This window comes from Flavobacterium sp. (assembly GCF_031422135.1).
In the GTDB taxonomy this organism is placed as follows: Bacteria; Bacteroidota; Bacteroidia; order Flavobacteriales; family Flavobacteriaceae; genus Flavobacterium.
The window spans coordinates 132,008-155,404 of the sequence record NZ_JANOQD010000030.1; the positions used below are offsets into that span (position 1 = coordinate 132,008).

A 23,397-nucleotide genomic window follows, 5' to 3' on the forward strand; every position below is an offset into this window, starting at 1 on the left:
ATAATCAATACTATATAATAAAAGTTTCTATACTAAATTAGAAAATTTGCATTGAAAATTTATTTTGTATGAATCAATCGTGTTAATTTTATTGACAAATCGGTTAAAATTATTTTAGCATTTCCATTACGTTCTATATGATAGATCGCTGTAGAAAGTTCGGTAAAAATAGCATGAATATTGTTTCCGTTCACAAAAGGAGCAAATTTTTCAAAATTAAAACCAGAATCAGCGGGTTCAAAATACACTAAATTTTTAGTTTCATAATTTAATAAGAGTGCTTGACGAAACATCTCGACACAAAAATAAAGGAATTTTTTTTGAGTTTCTCGACCCAAAGCGGCAATTTGTTCACTCCAAAGAATCAGATCTTGAATGGCAGCTGCATTGCCTTTGGCTCTAAAAGCAGCACGAACCCAAGTGATAAACCATTCTTCGAAAGGTATATCATCGTTGGTATCATAACACAACTGCAAGGCTTTGTTGTAATTTCCTTGGGCTTTGTGTGCTGTTTTTTGCGCTTTCTTTGCATCCATATTTTCATTTGCAACTAAAGCTTCGGCAATAGCTGTTTCTGACAATGCCGAAAAATGCAACACTTGACAACGGGAACGAATGGTTTGAATCAAATCTTCTTCATTTTCAGTAATGAGAATAAATAGGGTTTTATCTGTAGGTTCTTCCAGTAGTTTTAATAATTTATTGGAAGCCGCAACATTCATTTTATCAGCCATCCAAACAATCATAATTTTGTACCCACCTTCATAGGCTTTTAACGAAAGTGATTTTAAAATTTCCTGCGCATCTTCTACCCTAATTTCTCCTTGTTTGTTTTTTACATCGAGTAGCGTATACCAGTCAAAAATACTTCCGTACGGTTTCTCGACAAGGAATTTGCGCCAATCTGTTAAGAAGTCAATGCTTTTGGGCTTGGTTTTCACTTCATCTGTGGTTACTGTTGGATATACAAAATGCAAGTCAGGATGTGAAAACGAATTAAATTTTAAATTACAGGCTTCATTGCCTCCCGTGTTTTCGGTGGTTGTGTTGTTGCACAAAATGTATTGTGCATAGGCAATAGCAGTAAGTAAAACCCCAGAACCTTCAGAACCAACAAACAATTGTGCATGCGGAATGCGACCAGTAGTGGCGCTTTGCACCAAATGATTCTTAATATGAGTGTTTCCTATAATGTGATTAAACTGCATACAGCAAATATATAGGAATAACCCGTTTGGTGCAATTATTCTAAATTAAGAATTTAAAAAAACCATAAAGAACCACAAAAAACAGGAGTAGAATGGATGTAGAACAGGGTTGTTGGCAACGAATTAAAAGTAGAAAGCTATAGGAAAATTCATTTTAGCACATAGAATAATAAGATATATTTAAAGCAAAGCGCTTTTATAGGTTTCATATTTATAGTTTAAATCGATTCACTTCATTGCATTTACTTTTCAGCATCTAAAAAAATTACTACGAATTTGATTCGCCAGTCGCACTTTCAGGCTCTAGTCACTAATTTCCATAAATTTATTCGTGGAAATTAGTGTAATTCGGAGTAAATGCTCGTTTTTACTTAGCAGCTTCTTTTATTTTGCTACATTTCCAAAAAATATTTGGTTTTAAATATATTTATTTGACTAAATCATTTTTTAATAAAAAAACGCAATAAAAATAGTAATTTAGAAAAAAAAACACTTTTTTTGTTATAATTTAACAAACTAACCAATTAAAAATAAATAGTTATAAAGATTGTTTTAAAAAATAATTTTAGCATTTGTTTTAAAACCAAACGTCTAATTAGTACGTATATTTAAGAATAGTTCAAATTTTTTTTGTAGTAAAAAAGAGTTTACTATTCAATAAATTTGCTCAAAATTAGGAAGTTATATAAATATTGATGTATATTTGCCTCGATTAAAAACAAATTAAAACGATTAAAAACAGAATAATTTGTTTTTTTTATTTAATTTTAGGGTTTAAAAGTTTTTTGGCACGCTTTTAGCATAGGTGTTTAAAAATACAAATGCATTTATTTTTTATTACTGCTTTTATTTTAAAAATACAACGTTTAGATAAAAACTTTATAAAAAAGTTATCAAAAACTTGTTAATTCAATTTAAAGGTATATTTTTGAACTATTAAAACTTTTTAACTAAAATTTTAAATTAATTATTATGAAGAAAATTATTTTTTTAAGCTTATTCCTAATTGTTTCATTCAGCAATGTAAACGCTCAGGCAAAAAGAACAAGTATCATTAGCTTAAGTGCATCAGTCAAATCATATCATGAGAAGTCACAATTAGAGGCAATGCAAAAAGGACCGTTGTTGGAGTTATATGTAGAACGCATCAGAGTGTTAATAAATACATTGCCTTACATCGCATTAACAACGAAGCCAGGTGTAACAATTCAAGATGTTGGAATTCCTGATAACTCTGAAAACAATAAAATGTTAGCTTTACAAGCAGAAAACACAAAAACGTTTCTTGAAACTACAGTAGCGTTTCAGAGAACAATGATGCCTTATTCAGACAAAGGAAACATTATCACATCAATTCTATATTACGAATCTATGTTGAAAGAGTTGAACCAAATGAATGAGTAATTGAATTAAATTATAGTATTTACATTAAATAGCTCCCCCTATGAAAAATCTTACCCCAATAAAATGGTTCTTACTCTTAGTAGTATGTTCTGTTACAGCACAGCAAGAAAAAGGTATTGTTGGTTCTACCAACTGGTTGACTAACTGGACGGTTTTTAAACCAAGCGAAGAATCGTATAACGAAACAAATTCTATTTTGTATGGTAAAATAGATGTAAACACTACGTTATTCAAGAAAAACACCTATTTGCTTCAAGGCCCTGTATATGTTACTAACAATGCAGTGTTAACCATTGAGGCTGGAACTGTAATAAAAGGAGATTTTGAAACCAATGGTTCGTTGATCATTACCAAAGGGGCTAAAATATTAGCCGAAGGTAAAGAAACAGATCCTATTGTATTTACCTCCAATAGACCTTCAAAGAAGTTTGGAGATTGGGGAGGAATAGTGCTACTAGGAGATGCGCCAATCAATAAATTTGGAGGATCATCCTCATTAAATTTTGATTTAGATGCTTCACAAACCATATATGGCGGAACAAATTTGCAAAGCAATTCTGGAATTTTACGTTTTGTGCGTATTGAATTTGCGGGTAAAAAAGTAAAAGGATTTAAAGATTTTAACTCTTTGTCTATTGCAGGGGTAGGTAACAAAACAGTTATCGAAAATGTAATGTGTAGTTTTGCTGCAAACAATTCTTTTGAAATTTTGGGTGGTGATGTGGTTTTAATCAAGATGGTTTCTTTACGATCTAACGGAAACGATTTTAGATTTACGCAAGGAACGCAATGTAGAATTGACAACTCCTTAGCGGTTAGAAACTCGTATTACTCCTCTTCTACAAGATCCCGTTGTTTTGAAGTAGCTTCCTATGATAAAAAAGAAGAAGCTGATTTGTCTAAAAGCTTAACTCAAGTAGTAGCGACCAACTTTACAATGGTAAACGACAGTAAAGATTTAAGTGGAGATCTTGCAAAAGGATTGGTTAAAGAAGCGGTTTTTGTACACAACAACACTTCATTAACACTTAAGAAAACAGTAATATCAGGATTTATGCCTGCTATAGTTCTGGACGACGACACAGTTATCGATGATAAAAATCTTAAAAAATTACGATTTGAGGAGGTATATTTCAATAATTGTAAAGGAAATATTTTTGTAGAAAACTCATCAAACAATGAAGATTTAGAAAACCACTATGGTACCACTTCTTTCTTTAACTGGTTTGAAAACACACCAAACAAAGATTTCTTTATTGACATATACAATCAAAAAGACAATCCAGATTTCAGAATTCAAATAGGAAAAATAACAGCTTCAAACTCTAAGTAGCTGAATAACAATAAAATCCATTAAAAATATACGTTTTTAATGGATTTTTTTTGGTTTACAGCTGTTTTTTAGTATTAATATAATTATGTTTGTAATGTCTCTCTTTTTATAATGTGAATTAAATAGGTGAATTATGCGAAGTAAAATTACTAGTTTTTTAAAGACACACACACTTGCACTATTATTGCTTTTGGTTTCAGCACATTCTTTGAGTGCACAAACGATAAGTACACCAACTAAAGGGGAAAATGTTGGCAACTTTTACACAAAAATATGTGATTTTTATGTCCAGCCTACAACACCACCCGACCCTCCTGCTATTGAATTTACACATAAATCAAAATTTACCGCCACAGGATTTACCAATCCTGCAAATCAGTTTATATTAGAAATGTCCGACAAGGACGGTAATTTTAATAATTTAACTAATATTGGAGCTAATGTTTTAACAGCTTCAGGAACATTTACATTCGACATTCCTACAAATGTAGTGGGTGGTCAAAACTTTAAGTTGCGAGTAAGAAGCACAAGTCCAGCAATTATAGGGCCAGCAACTGGTGGTTTTCCTATATATTATTTAGCATTTAAAGATTCTTTTAGTATAAACGGAAATATCTCTACAGCTTTATTATGTAGCGGAGAATCTTTAACTTTAATAATTGATACAGTAGCACCTACCCCTATATCGATTCCTTCTCTAAAATACAAATGGTTTAGAAACGGTATATTGATTTCGGGACAAACAGGTACATCCTGTGTTGTAAACACTACTGGAGAATATCAAGTTAAAATAGACTATGGTGATTGTACAGATATAAATGACAGTTATAGTTCAAACAAAATACAAGTAACTGCTGGCGTATCGGGACAAACCTATGCCCTATCGTCCTCATTGCCCAATCCAGTATGCCCAGCTAACCCAACAGTACTTTCGGTGGTGGGTTTGCCAGCTGGAGTGTTTACTTATAGATGGTTTCGCAATACGGTGGAAATTCCAAATGCCACAAGCGCAACATACAGTGCTGGGGTTACAGGAAGTTATACCGCTATAGTGAGTAATGGGTGTGCCGCAACAACTTCAACAATCAATGTTGCAGCCTTCGATATTTTAGCTTCATTAAATGTGCCTGAAGTGCCGCTCATTAGTAAAATTGTACCTACGCAAACAAAAACTATTACAGTAACGACTAACGCTGTTAACCCTACATATCAATGGTTTAAAAACACCGTCATTGAAGCAGAAACCACAAGTACTTATGTGGCTACATCAGCGGGTAATTATTCGGTTATTGTTACACAAAACGACGCGTGCATCATAAATAAACAATTATTTTTTGATTTAGAAGAAGGAGCATTAGCAGTAAAAATACCTAACATTGTAAGCCCAAACAACGATGGTAAAAATGATTTATGGATTATACCTGACAACTATTTAACAGGAACCAACACCGAAGTTTTAATCATAAACGAACAAGGTAAAGTAGTATTAAAAACCAATAGTTATCAGAATGATTGGCCTAATACTTCCATCGATTTTAAAAACGTAAATCCTATATTTTATTATATAATTACATCAGGGCAAGAAACTAAAAAAGGCACAATAACCGTTATTAAATAATATGAAGAAAGGATTATTTTGTAGTGTAGTATTATTTTTATGTCAGGCATCATTTTCTCAAAAAGAAGATGGAGTTGTATCGTTTGATATTCCTGCAAAAAATTCTTTAAAATTCAATAAATTTTTAATAAATCCTGCCTTCAGTTTTGTAAGAGAAGACGAATCATTTATTTCAATTTTTAACAAACGCCAGTGGTTGGATATTGAAAACGCACCTGTAAATTATTTTGGAAGCTATTCTTCAAAATTCAGAGACAATAACGGAATCGCTTTCGGAGTATTCAAGAAAGATTATGGTATACTCACTTCGTTTGGAGCTATTGTAAATTTCGCACACAATGTCTCTATTTCAAACGAAAACAATTTAACTTTTGGAGCCAATCTAGGCTATGTTAGCTCAGGACTAGATAACGGAAAAGTGCTACTAAACGAAGCAGACCCTTCCTTACAAAACATACCTAAAAATTCAGCACTATCTGTAAGCCCAGGAATCAATTATGGAACAGGAGCTATGGATTTTGGTCTAACGGCAAATAACATTGTGTATTATAGTTTTGCATCATCAAGTATGGTTTCTGATGATCCAGCACAAAGTTTTTCAGGACACCTTATGTATACAGGATATGTATACAATGGTGGTTTTTTTGACAAAGCTAAATTTTCAACACTCATTCGCGGGGAATTAGCAAAAGACCAAACTATTTTTTCAGGATCAGTACTAATAAATGTGCCAAAAGGATTTTGGGCACAAGCAGGTTACAATACTCTTTACGGGGCTTCAGGTGGTGTAGGTTTTACACTAGCAAAAAAAATATCCTTAGGATACACCATAGAAAAAGGACTGGGAAATTTAGCTAACTTCGGGCTTTCGCACGAAATTACTATAGCGTACAAACTTCGTGGTTATGGGGATTATGAAGATACAAAACCAATAGTAAAAGCGAAGAGCACTCAAAAATCAAATGCGGCAATTGCAGCTTCTAAAAAAGCAGCTATTCAAGCCAAAGAAGATGCGATAACTCAAGCGAAATTAGACGCCATTGCAAAAGCGTTGGCAGACAAAGACAAACTAGAAGAAGAAAGATTAAAAAAAGCACAAGATATTGCGGATGCAAAAGCCAAAGCGGAAGCCGAATTACTAGCAAAAGCGGAGGCCGAAAAAGTACGTTTAGAAACAGAGAGATTGGCTAGAGAAAAAGCGATTGCCGATGCTAAAAAACCTAAGGTAGATCCTAAAGTTGTAGCGGAAGCAGAACGCTTGCGTTTAGCAAAAGAAAAAGCAGCTGCAGACGCAGAACGTTTGCGTTTAGCGAAAGAAGCAGCGGATGCCAAAGCTAAAGCCGCTGCAGATGCCGAACGTTTAAGAAAAGCCGATGTAGCGACAAAAGCCGAAGCAGAGCGAGTGCGTTTAGCCAAAGTTGCTGCCGATGCAAAAGCTGCTGCTGATGCGGAAGCCGAACGATTGAAAAAACTAGCGGAAGATAAAACCAAATCAGATGCTGAAAAAGCGAAAGCTGAAGCCGAACGAGTTCGTTTAGCCAAAGAAGCAGCAGATGCAAAAGCCAAGGCAGATGCCGAAGCCGAACGTTTAAGAAAAGCGGATGCAGCCACAAGAGCAGAAGCGGAACGAGTGCGTTTAGCGAAAGAAGCTGCTGATGCGAAAGCGAAAGCGGATGCGGAAGCGGAACGATTGAAAAAACTTGCTGAGGATAAAACCAAATCAGAGGCGGAAAAAGCCAAAGCTGAAGCCGAACGAGTTCGTTTAGCCAAAGAAGCAGCGGATGCAAAAGCCAAGGCAGATGCCGAAGCCGAACGTTTACGAAAAGCGGATGCAGCCACAAGAGCGGAAGCCGAACGAGTTCGTTTAGCTAAAGTAGCTGCGGATGCTAAAGCAGCAGCCGATGCTGAAGCGGAACGATTGAAAAAACTAACAGAAGACAAAGCCAAAGCAGATGCGGAACGCGTTCGTTTAGCGAAGGAAGCAGCGGATGCCAAAGCCAAGGCAGATGCGGAAGCCGAACGTTTAAGAAAAGCGGATGCCACTGCAAAAGCCGAAGCGGAACGCGTTCGTTTAGCTAAAGAAGCTGCGGATGCAAAAGCGAAACAAGAAGAAGAAAAAGCAAGAAAAGAAGCGGATGCAAAAGCAAAAGCGGATGCTGAAAAAGAACGTTTACGCTTACTAGAAGAAGAAAAAGCAAGAGCACTTGCTGCTAAAACAGAAGGAGATAAGGAAACGGACTATCTGAAAGAACTTTTGGTTGATTCTAAGAAAAACCAAACAAAATCACTGTCTAGATTAGACTCTATTGCCGCTGCAAAAGCGCGAGATTTACAAGACTTGAAAGACGAGAACGAAAAAGGGATTGTTAAAGAACCGAAAGCGTTCCAAAGTACAGTAGCTGCAAATAAAGCATTGGAAAGTCTGAAAAAAGAAATCTCAGACAATGCTAAAACACAATCAGAATTTATAACACAATACGAAGACTTATATAAAAATAGATTAAAAACAGTACCAAATAAAAACGATTTGGTTAATCAAAATTATCTCAAAGAAATCGAAAGATTAAAATCTGAAAAAACGTTGAGTGACAAACGAAATACAGATTTAATTACGAAACTTGAAGAAATAAAGATAGAGACAGAAATCGAAAGGAAAAAAAGAATCAAACGTGCTGCTTTTGATGATTCAGGCGCAAAATATGCTAAAGATAGAGCGACTCTAAAACAAATTAAAGAAAGCACAATACGAAGTGCCACGCCATTAAAACCTGAAGATTTTGATTTTGGAGATAACGATCAAGCTACAGGAACTCAAATTGTAAAAAATATTGATAATGTCGATAATGGATATTATATGGTAGTTGCAGTTCACAAAGAAGAAGCCAAACGAGATGAATTTTTAAGAAAAGCAGTTGCTGCTGGACAAACAAATATTGACTTTTTCTATAACGTAAGTACGAGTACGTATTATATTTATTATGAAAAATTTGATGAAATTCAAATCGCAACAAAAGCACTTGAATCTAAAGGAAGTAAACCATTTAATGGTAAAATGACAATTGTAAAAGTAGAAAAATAAGCAGACAAATATAAAGTTAACGAATTAATAATAAGATTTTTATCTTAAAAAATTGTTAAGTCATAAAAAATAAATAACTTCATGCCCCAATTATCCTAAAAATAATGATTATGAAATTTAAGAACTACCTACTGACCGTAATTTTATTACTAAGTTTTTTTGATGTTTTAGGACAAAATTTAAAACCGTTTACACCACGATTTGATCGTGATGTTAACGGTGATATGTTACTCATAGGGAATAACATACTAAATAGGGATGGAAGAAGAAGCGACCCCAACGATCCCTATAATGGAGGAGGTGTAAACGGTGATTTTGATATGCAGTATATCGATATTGATACTGATGCTTCTACATTTTCTTCCAGTAGTGCAAATCTAGATGTTCCCAATTACCCAGATGCTGCAGGCAATAGTTGTTATAGAATTATTTATGCAGGATTATATTGGGGAGCTATTCTTCAAGGTAATGGAAGCAGAGCTGATATAAACAAAGTTAAATTCAAATTACCTACTGGAGGATATAATGACATAGTTGGTCAAATTGTTCACGATACAAACCTTACGCCTATAGGTGGAGACAATAACAAAGCATATGCTTGTTATGCAGATGTTACCAGTTTATTAAACCCTACAAATCCTGAAGGAACCTATACAGTAGCTAATGTTTTGTCTAGTACAGGAAGTAACGGAGGTACAGGTCTAAGCGCAGGATGGACATTGTATATAGTCTATGAAGATCCAACGGCTACAAGTAAATCTATTGTTTCTTTTGATGGTTTTAGTGGGATTGATGCTTCAAACAATTTAGATATTAATGTAACAGGTTTTAGAACCATACCAGCAGGGCCTGTAAATGCTAAGTTAGCCTTTTCTGCTATTGAAGGAGATCAAGATTATTTTGGAGATTATCTTCAAATTAATGGTACTTTACCTACCGTGTCATCTCCAGGTAGGGTGGCTAATAATTTTTTTAACAGTAGTGTGAGTACCCCTACAGGACCTTTTTTAAACAGAACCCCAAATAGCACAAATACACTAGGTTATGATGCAGGAGTCATTAATATTGACAACCCCACAAATAGCGTAATAGCGAATGGGGCTACTTCGGCTGTAATTCGATTGGGAAGCAATCTGGATTTTTACTTTTATTTTTTCAACGCGTTTGCTGTAGATATTATAGCACCAAAAATTTTATTGACAAAACAAGTACGTAATACTGCTACAGGAGTTCTATTGGCACAAAATGGAACAGTTAATTTAGGCGATTACTTAACCTACGAGATAGGGTTTCAAAACACAGGAAATGATGACGCTACTTCTTTTACTATTAGAGATATTTTACCAATAAACGTAACGTTTAATCCATTAACAGATTTAACACTTCCTCCAGGAGTTACTTTAGATCCAGCATTTTTACCTTATAACCCTGTAACTCGAACGCTAGGGTTTATAATAAACAATAGCTTAGTTCAAGACGGCGACCCTCGTTATCTTATCCAAATACGAGTACGAGTAGTCACTGATTGTAATCTTTTGAGTGATGTGTGTTCCAATTTAATTCAGAATCAAGCTTTTGCTACCTACAGTGGAACAGTAAATACAAGTGTTTTTTCTGACGAAGGGAGTATTGCGTCCTTTGGAAGTTGTAATATTGCAGTGCCAAATTCAACCAATTTTTTAGCAAATATTGACAACTGTGTTTATGCACAAAACGCGGTAATCTGTGGGAATGCAGGAGTGCAGCTAACAGCAGCTAATGGATATACGAGTTATGCATGGACGGGTCCATCCGGAGCAGTTTTTACGCCTAATGCAACCAGTCAATCTGTAAATGTAAATATTGCGGGAGTATATACAGTTGTGAATACAGCTGCAGCACCATGTAGATCCATAGTGGAAACGTTTACGGTAACACAACTAAACCCTTCGCTGCCAAACCCAGTAATTGATGATGCTGATATAGTAGTAAACTGTGTTAATGACAATGTACCATTACCTCAAATATTTTTGTGTGGCGCTGGCGCCTTTCGAGATATTGATGTTAATATAACGGGAGCAATAAGTATTGTATGGCAAAAACTAAACGAACCCTGCACGGTGGTTCCACCAACTCCTTTGAGTTGTGCTAATACGAGCGCAACATGTTCTTGGACACAAATAGCCACTGGAGCAAACTATACCGCCACAATAGCTGGGCAATATAGAATATTAATTACTTTTGCTGGAAATTGTGTTGTGCCATTTTACTTTAATGTGTATCAAGACATATTAAATCCTACCGCAACACCTACTGATATTATATGTACTACACCGGGTCAAATTATCGTGAACGGTGTTCCTTCTGGATATGAATATAGTTTATCCAGTCCTACAGGTGTTTTTCTAGGAAACGGTAGCTACGTTCCTGGTAATGTATTTAATCCTATTAATGTTCCTGGTAATTATACTGTTTTTATTAGACAAACAGGAATCACTGGAGGTTGTGTGTTTCAAATTAATAACATAAACATTCGTTTGCGTGATTTTAGTGTAACCGCAACACCTACGCAGCCCCTTTGTAATGGCGGAACTGGATCAGTGCTATTTGCTGTCAACAATGTGGAACCACAATATACCTATATGTTGTATCAAGGTACAGTTTTTGGTGGACCTCTTGTAAATCAAGTGGTAGCAAGCGCAAACAATACCGCAACCTTTACACCATTAAACCCAGGGAATTATTTCTATGTAATTACAACGGATGAAGGCTGTAGAGCCACAGGAACATTTACGATAAACAATCCACCAGTTCTAACCATAACTGCTGGAATAACTAGACCACTAACACCGTGTACGGTTGGAGAGATAACAGTTTATCCCGTGGGAGGAACACCAGTGGCTGGAACACCGCCGTATTATTTTTATTATGTAAATAGCACGACACTATTTCAAACTTCACCTATAATTTCGGCACCTACAGCGGGTAATTACTCGATATATGTAGTAGACGCAAACAACTGTAGATCCAATACAGTAGTAATTAATGTGCCAAACAACCCACCTCCAGTATTTGCTCCAACCAGAACCAATGTGTTGTGTTATGGAAATAATACCGGTCAAATTAATTTTAATGTATCCAATGCGAATGGGTACAGTTTAGAATATAGTATTAACGGCGGTATTACATATACAGCAAATCAACCTATATTTTCTAATTTAATAGCAGGAACGTATTCGCTTATTATTCGATACACCCTTTTAAACGCCGTTTGTCTAACAACTCCACAAACATTAATAATTACGCAACCTTTCGAAGCACTAACTGCTTCTGGTGGAATTGCTCAAGTTGCATGTGCTACCAATGGCGGTAATGCTATTGTGAGAATAACCAATGTTCAAGGTGGAACACTACCCTATCAGTACAATTTTGGAGCAGGGTATCAAGCCTTAAATACAGGACAATTGCCTCCTGGTGGTCCTTATACAATTTATGTAAGAGATGCAAATTTATGTGTATTTCCAATGACGGTTACCATTGATCCAATTCCAGCGCCACCTACCATAACGATAGCACCACCTTCGTTTAGTTGTAATGGTTCTGCAACAAGTACAGTCACAGTCAATAATATACTTCCAGGGCAATACACATATAGTTATGCACTTGATGGTGTTTTGAATACTCCTCCTACGAATAATATTTTTACAAATGTCCCTTGTGGTCCTCATAATATTGATGTAAATTATAATTTAGTTGCTCCACCAACGTTTAGTAATTTATTAAATGAAACTTTTGGTTCAGGTGCAAACACAACAACACCGGGTATTGCTGCGGCATATTGTTGGAACAATCAACCCTATGCACCAAATCGACCTTGTGGAAATAGCAGACCAGCTGGCTTTGTAGGAACACCTCCGTGTAATGATTTCACTATCGAAGACAATGAATATGATGTGACTAGTGCAATAAATCCAAACAATTGTGCTTGGTTTGCTTTTAGAGACCACACTTCCAATGCAACAGATCCAAACGGACGATTTTTAGCAATAAATATTGGTTCTGCAGCAGGAGCGAATGGCGTTTTGTATAGTAAAGTAATAAACAATATACTTCCTAATCAACCTGTTATAGTTGAGGCTTATGTAGCTAATTTATTTAGAGCCAACCATGTAGGTGGTGTAGATCCAAGTTTTTCTTTTGAATTAGTAGATGGTTTAGGAAATATATTAGCACAACAACCACCTATTCCGCCAACACCGAATCCAACAGGGATTCCGCCAATTCCAACAATCCCTCGTACTAATACTTGGCAATTAAGATCGGTAAGTTTAAATCCAGGTAACAACACAACGTTAACTTTCAGAGTGCGTTCAGGAAGTATACTCTTTAATGGAAATGATGCATTAGTTGACGATATAAGAGTTTATCAACTACCAGCAACTTGTCTTACAACAAGAGTATTCCCTATAGCCATTCCATGTAATCAAGCTTTTACGGCTCAAGTTACAGGTCATAGAGACGTTTCTTGTTTTGGAGCAAACGATGGTACTGTAACCATAGCCGCACAAAATTTTAATGTTACTAATGGGTTTCAATACAATGTGGGTAATGGTTGGGTAACCTCATTGGTTTCTCCAGTTACTGTTCCTATAAATCTTGCAACATATACTCCACAACAAGTTCAAATACGTTACGATTCAAACCCTGCAAATGCAGCTTGTATCGTTACTATTCTTCAAGTAATTTTAGTGCCTTCAGCTATTGTAGCTTCAGCATCAGCAACAGCTGCAACGTGTTTAGTAGGCGCAACCGTTACAGCAAGCGCTACAGGTGGAACAGGAGCCTATCAATATCAATTAACAGGAACTACCAATCCTGTTACTGTTCCGATTTCAATAGGATACCAAAATTCCCCTACGTTTAACAACATTGCACCAGGAACATATACCGTTAACGTTAGAGACGCTAATGGTTGTATAGATCCTATAAATACCCCAATAGTAATCGCACCAGTGGGTAACCCAACCCTAAGTTTAACAGGTTCTAACTTATGTATTAATCCTTCAGGTCAAGCATCCATTGTATTAACAGGTTCTGGAGGTTCAGGAACAGGGTATGTGTATGCTGTGGTGTTAGCACCTGGCCCATTACCCTCCCTTTCAGGTTATATTTCGACAAATACATTTCCAATTACTGTAACAGGAACTTATTTAGTATCTGTTGCGGATTCAAATGGTTGTATTTCAACGGCTACATCGCAAATCATTAGACCACCATTATCAGTAAGCACTGTTCTTACCAACGGTATCGATTGTATTGCTCCAACAAACGCCTTAATTTCTGGAACAATAACTGGAGGAGCTGGACCATACACCGTTACACCAAATACGGGAGTTACGGTAACAGGAAGTACGTTTACCTTTACAACAAATACAGGTGGAAATTACCAATTTACAGTTACAGATGCAGTAGGGTGTACCGTACAATCGATAGCTATTCCGGTAATTAATTATGGCAATCCTACAGCTACACAAATTACAACACCAGCCAGTTGTGTAGGATTCAATACAGGTAGTGCAACGGTTACTCCTAGTGCAGGCTTAGCACCGTATACCGTTACTCTAAATGCAATTACTGATGCAACTTCTCCATTTACTTTTGTAAATTTAGGAGCAGGAACCTATCCATATACCGTTACAGATGCGAACGGTTGTACTTTTTCAGGAAGTGCTGTTGTGGCAGGACCAGCTCCAATAGTGGCTATTGCGAATATTACAGTTCCTTATTCTTGTGACAATGGCGCAACCATTGTAACTCAAGGGACTGCTACTTTAGGAAGTCTTGTAACTGGAGGAACGGGAACTTACAGTTATTCCTTATATTTAGGGGCAACTTTAGTTCAAGGACCACAATTAAGCAATCCAGTGTTTACGAACATACTAACTCCCGGAAGTTACACGATAAGAGTAACCGATACGAATGGTTGCTTAATGACTACAAACGCAGTTGTTATTGATCCTTTGAACGGCCCTACAGATTTGACTTTTACTACAACAGGCACTATAACTTGTCCAAGTAATACGATTACAATTAACGTGGCTTTAGCTGCTGGCGGACTTAATCCTGTAAGATTTCAAATTATTTCCCCTTTTGTAAGTACTCCTCCAAGTGCGAGTGGTGTGTTTATGGGATTGTCTCCAGGAACTTATATATTTGAAGTTACAGATAGAAATAATTGTAAATATCAAGAATCATATACGATTAATCCACTTCCTACATTGTCAGTAATTGGAAACACAACGGCTAACATACGTTGTAAAGGCGAAGCAAACGGTTCAGGAACATTTACAGTATCAGGAACTACAAACTACACCTATACCATAGCTCCTTTTGCAGGATATGCAGGAGTTACCAATGTTCCTTCTACACTAGCTACTATAAATTTAACTGGCTTAATTGCAGGAACATACAATATAACAATTAGGGATGTTACGACCACTTGTACAGCCACAGGATCATTTACAGTAAATGAACCAGCAGTAGCTTTAGCATTCACGGCACCAACTATTGTACCGATACAATGTTCACCTAGTTCTGGAAGTGTTTCCATTAATACTGTGGGTGGATGGCCAGGAAGTTTTACCTATACAATGACACAACCTAATGGAATAGTAATCGTTCAAACAGGAACTCCTCCAACAGCAAACACCTTTAATAATTTAACACAAGGAGGTACTTATACTATTTCTGTTCGTGATTTTAATGGTTGTACAATAACGAGTACGTTTCCACTTACAGCACCAGCAACTCCTTTAGTCGTTATTTCACCATTATCTGATTTATGTTTTGATAGTGTGGGGTTAGCTTCCATTACAGCAGTGGCTTCAATTGGTGTTGCACCCTATACATTTAGTTTGAACGGTGGTGCTTTTGCAGCAGGATCAACCGCAACAACGATTACTTATAATGGTTTAGCAGCCAATACAACATATACTATTATTGCAAGAGACGCTTTTGGATGTCAATCCATAGCCGCAACACAAACTATTAATCCACAATTGACATTAACATTTGGTGTTACCAAACCGTTAGATTGTAGTGCATCACCAAATGCAGTAATTAACGGAATTATATCAGGCGGAACCGCCCCTTATTTTGTTACAAATACTGGAGTTGGAACATTAACGTTGTCTGGAAGTACCTTTACTTTTTCAACAGCAGTCGATGCAAACTATAGTTTTACAGTAACCGATTCTACAGGAGCTACATTAATTCCTATCGGAACGCCTTGTACCGTCACACAATCAACAGCAGTTTCACCTAGAATAGTTCCAGACATTGTTTCTGCTGTACAATCAGCTCCAATATTATGTAATGGTGCTTCTACAGGATCTTTAACTATTGTTGTGAATTCAGGATTGCCTTATGTTTTAAATGTATTTAATAATACAACTAGCTTTAATTATGGTTCATCAACTACTGGATTGCCAGCTGGAAATTATACTATAACAGCGACAATACCTGCTCCTAATTCTTGTTTTGATACACAAACAGTCACTATTGTTCAACCTGACCCTATAACTTTTACAGGTGGTGTAGTACAAATCATTTGTCAGGCTGGCGGATTAGGAAATAGTGTTGGAGAAGTAACCGCAACAGGAGTTGCGGGCGGAACTGGATTGTATACCTATACTTTAATAAATAATGCTACTGGACTTCCAGCGGGTATAGGTACATCTGGACCAACTGCAGCTACGAGTTATAGTTTTGTGTTGACAAATACTGCTTTTGGAAGTTATACTATTAGAGTTTCAGATGCTAATGGTTGTAGCGCAAGTAGCATACAAATCATTGCTAGACCAGTAGATGATATTATTACCACATCGGTTTTACCTTCAAATTGTACTACAGCTTCACTAAAAGTTTGTGTGTCAGCACTTGGTGGACCATATTATTTCGCAATATATACTGGAACTATAATTCCTTATCCTGGACCTCCGGGAACTTACCAAGTATCTGATTCTCCTATTCCAGGAAATCCTGATTACTTGTGTTCTACATTTACTGGATTGTTGCCTGATACTTTGTACTCTTTTGTAGTATACGATGATGCCACAAAATGTTATTACCAAGAAGCAGCTGATACACCAACACCGACTTCAAGTACAATGACAAGTGTGGTAACACCAAAAGACATAACATGTAGTGGAGCAGCCAATGGAGATGTATCGTTTGTTTTTTCAAACAATTATCCAATAGCAACAAATGTAAACTGGCAAGTTTTTAATGTGTCAACAACACCAGTCTTGCCAATATTAACAGGAACAGTAACAGGTTTGTTATCAACCCCATTACCAACAACAATTATAAACACTACGGTAACTAGTTTGGTTCCTGTGAATACACCAGGACCATTAGCACCAGGAACTTATTACATTCAGTTTACTGAAATAGGTGGAGCAAATCCAGGTTGTATCAAGAATTCTGCACCATTTACCATAGAGCAATCATTAGCACCACTGACTTTAAGTGCTGTTGAAACGACTAAAGACAGTTGCGAAACGAATGACGGTGTAATAACGGCCACTGCACAATTTGGAACGCCTCCTTATTTATACCAAATCGCTCCTGATACAGGAGTAGCAGGTGTTGTTGATGGAACAGATGTAAATCTTTCTGTGGTTTCTGCTTACAATGCTTTTTCTGCAACGTTTTCGGCGCCTGCAAATCTTCCAAGTACTTTTAATCAAGAATCAGGAAATTATATTGTTTATGTGAAAGATGCAAAAGGCTGTATTGTTTCTGATTTTGTAAATCTTGGTCTTTTCTTGGATCCAGCAATTTCAGCGGCTTTAGTTAACCCTTGCGTTACCCAAAATAATTTTTCAATCACAGCGACAATCACATCTGCATTAGGAGTTCCTCCTTATAGCGTCACTTTAGATAGTGGAGCGCCACAACCTATCGGTTCAACAGTAGGTTCGACATTTACATTTAATAATGTGTCGTCATTAACGTCGCCTCATTCTATAACAATTAATGATTCTAATGGTTGTGGAAACACAGTTCCAGTTGCCATTCTAAATCCATTAGCGGTTACTGCTTCGTTTACGACACCACCAACGTGTGCTAATCCTAACGGGGTTATTACACCAATAATTACAGCATTGACAGGAACACAGCCATCGCCAGCGATAGCATTGTTTAATCCTACATCAGTTCCAGCATTAACTTTTTCAGGAAGTACGTTTATAAATGTGCCTCCAGGAACTTATGTTATTACAGTTACTGATCCAGGGACAGGTTGTCCAGCATCTACCACAGTTTCTTTTGCAGCACCAACACCAGTTACTTTTACTGCAGCTAATGTTGTGGTAACAGCACCAAATTGTGCTGCATTGCCAGGAGATATTAGTAATGGTACTTTAACAGTTAACTTACCAGCGGTAAACAACAATCCTGTTTATACCTATACGGTAACACAAACATTTGCACCGTTTACAGTCTATGGTCCGCAGAGCTCTAATTTCTTTACAGGTTTAGTTGCTGGAACATATAGTGTTAGAGTTGATTCAGGAACATGTACATTAACAGTTCCAGTTACTATTCCAGCTGCACCAGTATTAGGTGCATCAACTCTAGTTTCATCTCCAACATGTTCTCCAACAAACACCCTAGTTCCTACAGAAGTTTCTGTGTTCGGTTCAGGTGGTTCAGGCACTTACTTTTATAGTACAACAGGAGCGGTAGGAACTTATTTTGCTACCAATATCTTTTATGTAATTGATACAGGTGCGGTTCAAAATTTAACCTATTTTGTTAAAGATTCTAATGGCTGTGAAACTACAACGACTGCGGTAGTAAACCCATTCCCTAAATTAATTTCTGCAATTGCAACACAACAAACAAGAATTACATGTGATAATGCTGGAGAAGTTGTTTTAGTAACTGTTGCTGGTGGTTCTACACCATTAAGTTATACTTGGGAAGTAGCAACTAACGGAGCTGCTTTTACAGGAATTGGTACAACTCCATTCAATACGTCAACATTTACATATCCAATACCAACAGCAGGAACTACAACGTATCAGTTTCAAATAGTCGATGTTGCTACAGGTTGTAGTATTTTGTCAAATGTTTATAACGTTCCAGTATTTAATACCTTAGTGGCTACAGCCAATACCGTTTCTCAAGTGGATTGTTTTGGAAATAGTACAGGTACAATAGCATTAAATGTTACAGGTTATACAGGATCTTATACGTACCAAGTTTTAGATAGTTTAGGAAACCCAGTTCTAACAGCTGGTGCTTCAGGAAGTTCAAACACTTCTGCGAATCCATTCCTTATTCCTGCTGGATTCCCAGCGGGTAGCTATACCGTTTTTGTTGACCAAGGGCTTAATTATCCTAATTGTGATGTAACATCAAATAGTGTTACAATTGGTCAACCTGCAGCGGCAACGACTATAGGTATTGTTTCTAATACAAATGCAAACTGTAATTCAGGAGCCATTGTAACAGTTCAAGGAGCTAATGGAACACCAGGATATGGCTATGCTTATGGACCAACAGGATTCGTTCCTTCAGGCCCAGGTGCTTATTCGCCATTAAGCAGTACTCCTTTTCAGGTAACTATTGCAACAGCAGTTATTACACCTGCTTTTGACGGTTATGTTTTCTGGGTAAGAGACAGCAATGGTTGTGAAAACAGCATTCCTGTTCAAGTATCAAGAGATCCTGATCCAACGATTTCGCTTAATCCAGTTACAGACCAATGTACTTCAAACGGAAGTTCTTACACCTTTACCGTTTCTGGAACGGGTGTTGGACTATTAACGTATGCTATTACAGCTGTAAACGGAACTCCAGTTGCAAATCCTTATACAACATCTACTTCATTTACAGTACCAGGTTCAGGATTGTATACGGTTTCTGTTAAAGATGGAAATGGTTGTATTGTTGCGAGTTCAACAAATGTTGATATCAAACCACCTTTAACCATTAATGCAGTACTAACTACCGAAACATCTTGTATTGTTGGAACTAATGGTGGTGCTACTGGCGGTGTAATCACTGTAACAACAACAGGTGGTTCAGGTAGCTATAGCTACATTTTAAATCCTCCTACTGCTGGGGTTATTCCTGTTGCACCAAACACCTTTACCAATGTGCCTTCAGGAAGTTATACCGTTACGGTTACCGATTTAGTAACGTTATGTCCGCTTACATCATCAACAGTAGTTGTTGGTGCTCCAACACCAGTTACATTTAATCCAGCAACCATAGCAAATGTTATTTGTATTGGCGATACTAATGGAACAATTCAAGTGAATTTAGCTCCTGGAAATAACAATTTATTATACACCTATACTTTATTAATTGGTGGTACGGCTACACCAGTTGTAACCACTAATAACCCAAACAATTTTGGATTGTTTACCGGATTAGGACAAGGTACATACGATGTTACAGTTACTTCTGGAAGAGGTTGTACGGCTGTTCAAACAGGAATTACAGTTGGGCAACCAACGGCAATTATACTTCCTCCACCAACTGTAACGGAGTTTGGATGTAACCCAGGGACGAATACTAGAAACAATGCTACCATTGTTGTAAACGGAGTTTCTGGTGGTAATGGTGCGCCATTTACCTATCAGTTATTAGATCCATTAGGAAACGTTGTTTCAAGTAATGCAGCACCAAATAGCTTTACTATTTCCAATTTACTAGGAGGTATTTATTCCATGACTGTTTTTGATCGATTGGGTTGTCCAGCACAAATAAATGTTCCTGTTAATGCATTTATTAGCTTAGACGATATAAATATTGCCATTACTCCGATAACTTGTCTTGCAAACGAAGATATAAGTATCACTGTTAGTACTACTGGAGGAACACCTGTATCCTTAGTTTACACAGTAATAGCAATTGCTCCAATTACTAATACTTACAATCAAACGATTACCACAGGAGGTCCTGGTGTATTTACTGGATTACCTATTGGAGATTATAACATTACTGTGACTAATCCAGCAACAGGATGTACTATTAATGATATTCATTTTGTATTCGATCCAAACACACTTGATGTAAATGTTGTTAAAGTAAGTGATGCCATTTGCGTAGGCGATGCCAGCGGAAGCGTTACATTAACGCTAGTTGACAACGATTTAAACCCAACTAACGATGCAGGACCATTCACGTTTGCTTTCTTCTTAGCAAGTGATACTACATTTTCTACTCCTCTTTTCCCTGGAAGTAGTCCAAATGCAGGACCAACACCACCAATAACTGGTTTTGTTGCTGGGTTGTATAATGTGAGAGTTATATCACCAAGTCCATTGAGTTGTCCTGTTATAAGCTCATTCTTGATTGACGAACCGTCAACACCATTGAGTTTAAATTTAGACCAAACATTGATTACTTGTGCTGTTGGAAATACTGACGGAGCTATTTCTGCTGTAGGTCAAGGTGGTTGGACAACTGCGCCTTATGAATATCAATTGACTTGTACAACAAATCCACTAAACAATGTAGCTTATTCTCAAAACGGAAACTTTACAGGATTAGGTCAAGGAACATACATTGTAACGGTTCGTGATGCTAAAGGATGTGAATTCCCATCGTTGCCAATTGTTTTAGCTGAACCACTTCCAATTGGGGCTACTGTAACTCCAGGCACAAACCCATTGTGTTTTGGTGGTACAAGTTCTGTAACTATTGATAATATATTTGGTGGACAAGGAAGTAATTATGCCTACACCATTAAAGGACCTATTAATAGTAATTCAGATGGACCAGTAGTTATTGCTGGAACAGGACCAGTTACTATTAATAATTTAGTAGAAGGTAATTATGAGGTCTTAATAACCGATGGTTGGTTGTGTGTAAGTAATCCTTACCCATTCACTATAAACGCACCTGACGTAGTTACTACTGCTATTTCAACAACACAAGTTCAAGATTGTGCTGGTAATGCGACTATAACATTAACAGGTTTAGGCGGAACAGCACCTTATTCATTCAGTACAACTGCTACTGGAGTTTATACACCATTTATTTCTGGTACAACAACAACATTTAACATTGTGGCTACTAACGTACCATTCCAATATTTTGTAAAAGATACAAATGGTTGTGATGCGTTAAGCTCTGCTTCTATTACTGTAGCGCCGTTAACACCATTTAGCACAAGTGCTGTTTCGAACAACATTGCTTTAAATTGTGTTGGCGATTCTAATGCTACCATAAATGTAAGCGCATTGGGTGGTTTGGGTAATTATACTTTTACTTTATTACAAGGCGTTACCCCAATTTCTAACAACACTACTGGTTTGTTCACAGGTTTGGGTGTAGGAAATTATTCAGTTGTAGTTACAAGTGGAGCCGGTGTTGCAGCCTGTCCGCCATTAACAGAAATAATTGTAATTAGTAATCCTGCAAATCCGTTCCTTGTCGATGCTACGCCTTTTGATGTTACTTGTAATGGTATTAATGACGGTAATATTGTACTTGTTATTTCAGGCGCTACTTCTAGTACAGTACAATACCAAATTACAACTTGGGCTGCGGGAAATCCTGATTTTACCAACCAACCAACATACAATTTAGTTAACAATACCATTACAAATCTACCTCCTGGTACTTATGCCATTAATGTTCTAAATGGAACAGCGGGTTGTCCAGTTGTAATTACGGGTCTTGTTATAAACGAACCACTTGCTTTAGATTTGCAAGTTGATCCATTAAGTATTAATCAAGAAATATGTTCTGAAGATAATGATGGAGCGTTTGACATTTTGGTTGCTGGAGGTATATTGCCTTATAGTATCAGTATTGATGGTGGAGTTTTAATAGTTGGAAACGCCACTCAAACCCTATTCCAATTCTCTGGACTTGATGGTGGAGATCATATTATAAAAGTAGTTGATGGTAATCTTTGTGATTCAGCCGAATTAAAGGTTCCCCTTAACCCTGCAGCAGCTTTCAAACCAGAAGCTCAAGTCATCTTTGAATGTGGACCAACCAACAAACCTTTTGTAAGAGTCGTTGTTTTGGATATAAACAATCCTGCACCTTTTGATTTTGTCCCATTAGCAAATTATGAATTTGCCTTGGTTGTAGGCGGAGTAGTTGGAACTTACCAACCAAGTAATGTGTTTACATCAGATATATACCCTGTTTTATTGACTCCTGGGATTTATTCGATTTCAGTGCAAAACACAAATACATGTACAAAAGCAACACAAACATTTGAAATATTTCCTACTGATGTTGACGAGTTAACTGTGGATTTAGTACAATTAACTAGTGGATTGAATGAGATTATTGCCAATGCAAATGGTGGTTCTCAAGGATACACCTATACTTTCAACGGTATTGATAATGGTTCAGATAATACTTTTGTTTATACTTACACCGGCGATTACACTGTTGTTGTAACGGACAGTTCTGGTTGTACCGCTACTGATACGAAACCGTTTGTATTTATTCCATTGTGTATTCCTAATGTGTTTACACCAAATGGCGATGGTCAAAACGATGGTTGGACACCTGGTTGTTCGTCAAATTACAAAGATTTGAAAACCTATATTTACGACCGTTACGGACGTAAAATAGTAACACTTAGTGAAGGAGAACTTTGGGACGGAACCTATAACAATCAAGAATTACCATCTGGAGATTACTGGTATGTTATAAAAGTGAACGAAGGCGATGATCGTGAATATGTTGGACATTTTACTTTGTATAGATAATTTTAATTCACGAACTATGA

At 36.8% G+C, this 23,397-nt stretch carries 6 protein-coding genes; 5 read left to right on the top strand and 1 reads right to left on the bottom strand.

Translation table 11 applies throughout. The features are described 5' to 3' along the window. Nucleotides 1–59 precede the first annotated feature (59 nt). On the bottom strand, nucleotides 60–1,208 hold the full coding sequence (locus tag RMO70_RS04985; protein ID WP_310555314.1) for a DNA polymerase III subunit delta': 1,149 nt from the start codon (nucleotides 1,206–1,208) through the stop codon (nucleotides 60–62). Between the two features lie 972 nt (nucleotides 1,209–2,180). Between RMO70_RS04985 and RMO70_RS04990 the strand changes: the two genes are divergently transcribed. The 5 genes from RMO70_RS04990 (at nucleotide 2,181) to RMO70_RS05010 (ending at nucleotide 23,377) form a co-directional block, all read left to right on the top strand. Beyond that, complete coding sequence (locus RMO70_RS04990) at nucleotides 2,181–2,612, top strand: hypothetical protein (protein ID WP_310555315.1); 432 nt, start codon at nucleotides 2,181–2,183, stop codon at nucleotides 2,610–2,612. Nucleotides 2,613–2,652: 40 nt separating this feature from the next. Beyond that, nucleotides 2,653–3,945, top strand: coding sequence for a hypothetical protein (locus RMO70_RS04995; RefSeq protein ID WP_310555316.1), 1,293 nt, complete (start codon nucleotides 2,653–2,655; stop codon nucleotides 3,943–3,945). A 133-nt stretch (nucleotides 3,946–4,078) separates the two neighbouring features. Beyond that, complete coding sequence (locus RMO70_RS05000; protein WP_310555317.1) at nucleotides 4,079–5,563, top strand: gliding motility-associated C-terminal domain-containing protein; 1,485 nt, start codon at nucleotides 4,079–4,081, stop codon at nucleotides 5,561–5,563. A gap of 1 nt (nucleotide 5,564) precedes the next feature. Beyond that, entirely contained in the window at nucleotides 5,565–8,642 is a 3,078-nt protein-coding gene (locus tag RMO70_RS05005; RefSeq protein ID WP_310555318.1) for a PorP/SprF family type IX secretion system membrane protein, read from the top strand. A gap of 110 nt (nucleotides 8,643–8,752) precedes the next feature. Beyond that, entirely contained in the window at nucleotides 8,753–23,377 is a 14,625-nt protein-coding gene (locus RMO70_RS05010; RefSeq protein WP_310555319.1) for a T9SS type B sorting domain-containing protein, read from the top strand. Nucleotides 23,378–23,397 lie beyond the last annotated feature (20 nt).

Bases quoted from the DNA above. Each gene is read 5' to 3' on its own strand.
- RMO70_RS04985 (WP_310555314.1), bottom strand. From the start codon at position 1,208: ATGCAGTTTAATCACATTATAGGAAACACTCATATTAAGAATCATTTG.
- RMO70_RS04990 (WP_310555315.1), top strand. From the start codon at position 2,181: ATGAAGAAAATTATTTTTTTAAGCTTATTCCTAATTGTTTCATTCAGC.
- RMO70_RS04995 (WP_310555316.1), top strand. From the start codon at position 2,653: ATGAAAAATCTTACCCCAATAAAATGGTTCTTACTCTTAGTAGTATGT.
- RMO70_RS05000 (WP_310555317.1), top strand. From the start codon at position 4,079: ATGCGAAGTAAAATTACTAGTTTTTTAAAGACACACACACTTGCACTA.
- RMO70_RS05005 (WP_310555318.1), top strand. From the start codon at position 5,565: ATGAAGAAAGGATTATTTTGTAGTGTAGTATTATTTTTATGTCAGGCA.
- RMO70_RS05010 (WP_310555319.1), top strand. From the start codon at position 8,753: ATGAAATTTAAGAACTACCTACTGACCGTAATTTTATTACTAAGTTTT.